The 3,151-nt window shown below is 60.8% G+C and carries 6 protein-coding genes; 3 read left to right on the top strand and 3 right to left on the bottom strand.

The genetic code is table 11. The features are described 5' to 3' along the window. Positions 1 to 970 precede the first annotated feature (970 nt). The 3 genes from VF515_12635 (at position 971) to VF515_12625 (ending at position 1,627) form a co-directional block, all read left to right on the top strand. On the top strand, positions 971 to 1,144 hold the full coding sequence (locus VF515_12635) for a hypothetical protein (protein ID HEX7408482.1): 174 nt from the start codon (positions 971 to 973) through the stop codon (positions 1,142 to 1,144). A 36-nt stretch (positions 1,145 to 1,180) separates the two neighbouring features. Beyond that, the gene (locus VF515_12630) at positions 1,181 to 1,378 is read left to right on the top strand and encodes a hypothetical protein (protein ID HEX7408481.1); all 198 of its coding nucleotides are present in this window, start codon (positions 1,181 to 1,183) and stop codon (positions 1,376 to 1,378) included. Positions 1,379 to 1,459: 81 nt separating this feature from the next. After that, positions 1,460 to 1,627, top strand: coding sequence for a hypothetical protein (locus VF515_12625; protein ID HEX7408480.1), 168 nt, complete (start codon positions 1,460 to 1,462; stop codon positions 1,625 to 1,627). 117 nt (positions 1,628 to 1,744) lie between these two features. On the opposite strand, the gene VF515_12620 is transcribed toward VF515_12625, so the two are convergent. From VF515_12620 to VF515_12610, 3 genes are all read right to left on the bottom strand, one after another. Further along, positions 1,745 to 2,230, bottom strand: coding sequence for a universal stress protein (locus VF515_12620; GenBank protein ID HEX7408479.1), 486 nt, complete (start codon positions 2,228 to 2,230; stop codon positions 1,745 to 1,747). Positions 2,231 to 2,277: 47 nt separating this feature from the next. After that, a complete protein-coding gene (locus VF515_12615; GenBank protein ID HEX7408478.1) occupies positions 2,278 to 2,733 on the bottom strand; it encodes a cytochrome c in 456 nt (151 codons plus the stop codon). Between the two features lie 235 nt (positions 2,734 to 2,968). Next, the coding region (locus VF515_12610) for a hypothetical protein (protein HEX7408477.1) at positions 2,969 to 3,151 on the bottom strand (183 nt) is incomplete at its 5' end.

The following is a 3,151-nucleotide window of genomic DNA, read 5'->3' as shown; positions in this document are numbered from 1 at the left end:
TGCGACCGGTGCGGGGCGAAGTTGACCGAACGCGGTGCCCCGGAGACGGTCAACCAATGCGGCCGGGGGGTCGTTATAAGGGATAGGTGGACACAGGAGGCTTGTATCGCCCGGTGTCCGAAGTTGATCGCGCATCGCATGCAAATCGAGTTCAAAACTCCGAGAGGAGGATCGTAATGAAAATGTCGAGAATGATCGCACTGAGTGCGCCGCTTGCAGTGGCGCTCATGGCGGCACCGGCTCTGGCCCACGGGCCTCACGGTGGAGGAGCGTGCCGCCAGGAATTCCAGAAGCTCTGCGGCACACCGGGTTCTGCTGGTGGCTTCGCTGGCTTCGTTGCTTGTCTTGAGACACCCGCTAATCAGGGTCAGCTGACCACGGAGTGCCAAACGCGTCTCAGTCAGATGCAAGCCAAGATCACCGCGTGGCAGACGTGCAAGCAGGACGCAACGGTCTGTGGACAAGATACTGGCAAAGACTTCATCAAGTGCCTGCGCGGATTGGCCAAGAACAAAAGCCTGCCGACGAGCTGTCAGCCTCTGCTTGCCCAGCATCACGGGCGTCACCATCACCACCATTGTCATCCGACCCCGACACCGGGCCAGTGAGTCGAGCGCGAGCTGATGCCCACGGCCTCACGACTTCGTCACCGTCATGAGTAGCGCTCCTTGCGACGCTGCGCGTAGTAATCGTCGGCGGCTATGCGGTGCACGGATCACCACGGCACTCGCTTTGTGGCTGCTGGCAGCGCCACTGTCAGGCTGTGGCGGTCCGGACTTGGTCATCGGCGGAAGCGTGCCGCCGACGCTGACGCCAGCGCCCACCACCCCCACCCCGAGCACTTGTTCCGGGCTAGGTGGAACGTGTGACGATATCACTGTCTTCTGCTGCTCGCCATATACGTGTTTCGCTGGCGGCATCTGCGATTAAGGAGGTTTGCACGCCGAGCCGGTCAATATGTGAAATTGACGTGAGCCCGTTCGTCGAGCAGATGGAGCGTGATTTACGAGCCGTGAACACCGACCCCATCCGCCGTATGGAGATCCTCGCCATCCTGCGCCGGTGGCAATACGATGAGATGCTCGACGAAGGCTCACAGCACACGGTGAGAATCCTGCTGCAGAAATTCGGCCCCGACGACTAGCGGGCGTTCGGCAGCGCCAGACAGAGGTCGCTCAGGATGCCTGCCGTGCCGGTTGCTCTGGAGGGAACCGACTTCGTGGTGCTGTACGCAGGGGTACTGGATGGCGACCCTGAGACGCGCCCGTTCCGGCATATCTTCGTTGGACAGAACGCTCCCTGGCATACGATCACCGACGACCTGCCGCAGTTTGAGGAGGATGACCGGTTTGACCACCAGCTTCTGGGAAGAACCTAAACGACGACCCGTGGCGCCCGATCCTTTCCGTCGAGCGTTCATCTGAGGGTGTCGTATCCTCGAAGCGCAGAGGAGCAAGCGATGGACAGGGATCACGCCGAACGCGAGCTGGCAAAGAGCATCGAGGAACTCATCTTCGGGAGCCGCGCAACCCACAAGAACCGACTCGACATCCAGCGAGTCGTGACTGCGATCATGGACGTGGTGCGCGCCGAGATCATGACAAGCAAGCCAGCAGCGTCGAAGTGAGCGACGTGCCAGGCAACGTTGATGCGTTCGCGAGCGTGTTGCGTCCGTTGTGATCAATAAATCGGCACGCGCCTCGACGAAGGTCGCGCCGCCTCCATCCTTGAAAGCAGATAGGGCTCAGCGAACTCTTTTCGTGGCGGTTCGTTTGCTGGCAGCACCCCGCACCGTTAGGACCGGGCATTGCGCTGTCCGCACCACTTTCTCCGCCACGCTGCCGATGAACATGTGCGCGAGTCCGGTGCGCCCGTGCGTGCCCATCACAATCAGATCGGTCCCAATGTCTTTGGCGGTGTCCACGATCAGCAGGGCGGGCGGACCTGCTGTGACCATCGTGCGGACCCGCTGCCCCTTCTTTTTCAGGTCGGTACCGAGCCCTGCCAATACCGCCTTTGCATTGCGCATTTGTTCGTCCAGGAACATCCCGAATTCGGGTGCGACTCCCAGGTACGGCTCCGCGACGTAGACGGGTTCAACCACATGCAACATCATGATCTCTGCGCCAAACACGGCGGCAAGGTCAGCGGCGTATCGCAGGGCATTCTGGGAATCGGGGGAGAAATCGACGGGAACCAGAATGCGATTGATCGGCTTGCGCACTTTCACTTCCCTCTGCGCCCATTCTTGCCGCGCAGCGCGGCAAGGGCGAACGGCTATGGTTTGTTTTCGGTTTTGTGGTTCAGTTGTTTGAGAAACTCCACGATGTCGAGCAGCTCGCGTACGCTCATGACACTACTGTAGTCGCGCATCTCCGACGACACCTTGTCGGATCCCCGGTAGTGCTCCAACGTCCCGGACATGTACCTGTGTGGATTGATGATGGCTTCTGCCAGGAACTCTCGCGGCAGTTGACTATATGCGGGGACGAGATCCGGTCCGACGCCACCGCTGATGCGCGCCTCCGGAAAATCCCCTCCCGGCACCTTGTGGCAGCTGTAGCATCCCATCTTGAGGAACGCCGTCTTTCCCGCCTCGGCGTCCCCCGCTGGAAGGGTGAGCTTACATCCCTTCGGGACATGGGGGGATTGCGTCTTTTGCTCCGCCCGCAACACATCCGCCCACATCGCCAAGCACAATACGACCACCAGGCTCTGAAGCGTCTTTACCATACGGGGTCTCCTCCACACAGATTTTACCACAGATCTGCGAGATATTTCTCCAACGCTTCCTCCTCGAGCCGGGTCTGACGGTGCTCGACGTGGCCTGTGGCACGAGTGTGAACTTTCCCTTCTCGCACGAGGTGTCGGCGCCACGGGCGCTATCATTGGCATCGACTACTCCACCGGCAATGCTCGCGCGAGCGGCGCGCAGGGTGCGCGGCGCAACGACCGTCACGTTGACGGTCTAACCATGGGGCGGCGTAACGACCTCACCAGTACCCAGGTTCGGGCTGTCGAGCTCTTGCTCGATGAAGGTGTTCAGGCCCTGCGAGAGATCCCGCAAATACCGCTGCGGCAGGAAGACCCCCAGGATATCCGGCTCACGGCCCAGCCCGCTCGTTCCTTTGCGAAGACACCAGAGCAGAGC

It is taken from the genome of Candidatus Binatia bacterium, from assembly GCA_036382395.1.
GTDB lineage: Bacteria > Desulfobacterota > Binatia > HRBIN30 > HRBIN30 > JAGDMS01.
This window is presented reverse-complemented; position numbering and strand designations above follow the sequence as displayed.